We start from the raw sequence: 1,958 nt of genomic DNA, 5'->3' as shown, positions 1-1,958 counted from the left end.
AAGCGAGCGGCCAGAATTCCGCTCGCTTTTTCTATTATTTGTCAGAAGAAACTTTTGTCCCTTTCTTCTTGCCTTCCCATGCAGAATAGCCGCCCTTGAGAATATACACTTCCTTGAAGCCCTCTTTCTTGAGCTTTGAAGATACTTTAATCGGGTATTGCACGCCTTCATCATATAAATAAACAGGCATGTCCTTTCTCAAGGCATCTTTATACATCTTGAATTGCATAAAGGGCATATTGCGCGCTCCAAGCATATGGTCTTTCTTAAACTTGTTTTCATCGCGCAAGTCAACCACCTGCCCACGATGGATTCCCTTTGCGAATTTCTCACCGTCAATCACGTTTCCTGAAATTTTAGAACGAACAAACCAGTAAAGCTGCGTTCCAATCATTACGACAAGAATTGTAATCAACACGATGTTGACATAGAAAAATACCGAATGCGCCGCGCCTAACATTAAACTCACGATTAATCCCTCTTTCCAGATTCCTAGACTAAAAAAGCGTCTAATATAATATCAGCATATTATGATGATAAAATCAAGTCTATGATATAAAAAATCCCCGTTACATTTCTGCAACAGGGCTGATGCAAACACGTCTTGTTCTAATCTTTAAATCTAAGCGCAAGAGAAGCTGCACCTATTACACCGGCATCGTTGCCAAGACGTGCCAGTTTGATCCTTGTCGTGTTGCGAATCGTCGGAAAAGCATATTGCTTGAAATATTCGGCGACCTGCTCCAATAAGAAGTTTCCGGCAGCAGAAACACCACCACCGATGACGATATATTCCGGATGCAAAATACTGCTGAGATTTGCGCATGCAAGGCCAAGATAGCGGCAAACGCGGTCAACGACTTTGACAGCCAGTACATCGTCTTCCTTAGCCAAGTCAAAAACCATCTTCGATGTAACGTCATCACCATTGTCAACAGCATCTTTAAGTGCAGACTTTCCGGCGAATTCTTCTGCCATATCGCGTGCAACACGAACGACGCCTGTCGCTGATGCATATGTTTCAAGACATCCGCGATTTCCGCAGGTGCAAAGATATCCGTCCGGTTCAACGTTGACGTGACCGACTTCACCGGCGGCACCCATACCATGAAGAAGCTTTCCGTCAGCGATGATGCCGCCGCCGACACCGGTTCCTAAGGTAATGAAAGCAACATTGGCCGCATTTTCGCCAGCACCTTTCCATTGTTCACCCAAGGCGGCAACGTTGGCATCATTGTCGATGGCAAAGGCAATTCCCGTGCCTTCTTCCACTTCTTCCTTAACGTTTTGCAACGTTTTCCAGTTCAAATTATAAGCACCGATAACGGTTCCCTTTTCAACGTCAACCGTCCCGGGAGTTCCCATTCCAATTCCGATAAACTGTTCCGGCTTCATTTCATACAAATCAAGATGATGATTGATTGATTCGATGATATCAGGAACGATATGCGAACCTTCATCTAAAATATTAGTCTTGATGCTCCATTTCTGCTGAACCTCGCCATCCAGTGTCAAAATCGCAAATTTGATTGTCGTCCCGCCAAGGTCAACGCCGATAAGTTTCTTATCCATTACACTTCATCCTCCGTTGTGTTCTTTTTCGTCCTTTCACGCTTTTCCTCGTAACGATGCTCTCTTTCTAAAACAAGCTTCGCGCTGAGAAAAGTTTTTTGGTCAATCGCCTGAGCTTTGTATAAATTATCCAATTCCAAAGCCATCAGTTCAATATCCCAAAGTCTTTTTCCAACATAGACAAATATTCCGAAACGTTTAAGCAACTGTTGGACATCGTACAAAGTCTTCATAAAAGTCCTCCAAAAATAATTATACTTTAAAATACTGATAAACGAAACCCGATTTGAACATTACAAGCAAAAACATTAAAATTGCCAGTGCACATATGATTCTTTTGAACACGGGGATTTTGCCGATTTTCGGTGCTCCAACGACGTATCCGA

3 protein-coding genes are annotated in these 1,958 nt (G+C 43.1%); all 3 read right to left on the bottom strand.

The features are described from left to right. Positions 1-34: 34 nt before the first annotated feature. The 3 genes from V7Z60_RS02530 to V7Z60_RS02520 all read right to left on the bottom strand — a co-directional run bounded on the left by V7Z60_RS02530 (position 35) and on the right by V7Z60_RS02520 (position 1,805). Positions 35-460, bottom strand: a complete 426-nt coding sequence (locus V7Z60_RS02530; protein ID WP_334116081.1) for a rhodanese-like domain-containing protein — start codon at positions 458-460, stop codon at positions 35-37. Between the two features lie 149 nt (positions 461-609). Continuing rightward, the gene (locus V7Z60_RS02525) at positions 610-1,572 is read right to left on the bottom strand and encodes an ROK family glucokinase (RefSeq protein ID WP_334116042.1); all 963 of its coding nucleotides are present in this window, start codon (positions 1,570-1,572) and stop codon (positions 610-612) included. Next, the gene (locus tag V7Z60_RS02520; protein ID WP_129915944.1) at positions 1,572-1,805 is read right to left on the bottom strand and encodes a YqgQ family protein; all 234 of its coding nucleotides are present in this window, start codon (positions 1,803-1,805) and stop codon (positions 1,572-1,574) included. Before V7Z60_RS02520 ends, V7Z60_RS02525 begins: the two co-directional genes overlap by 1 nt. Positions 1,806-1,958: the final 153 nt, after the last annotated feature.

The sequence above is a fragment of the Ligilactobacillus sp. genome, from assembly GCF_036846325.1.
GTDB lineage: Bacteria > Bacillota > Bacilli > Lactobacillales > Lactobacillaceae > Ligilactobacillus.
Note: the sequence above shows the minus strand (reverse complement) of the source record. Positions and strands in the feature narration are given on the sequence as shown.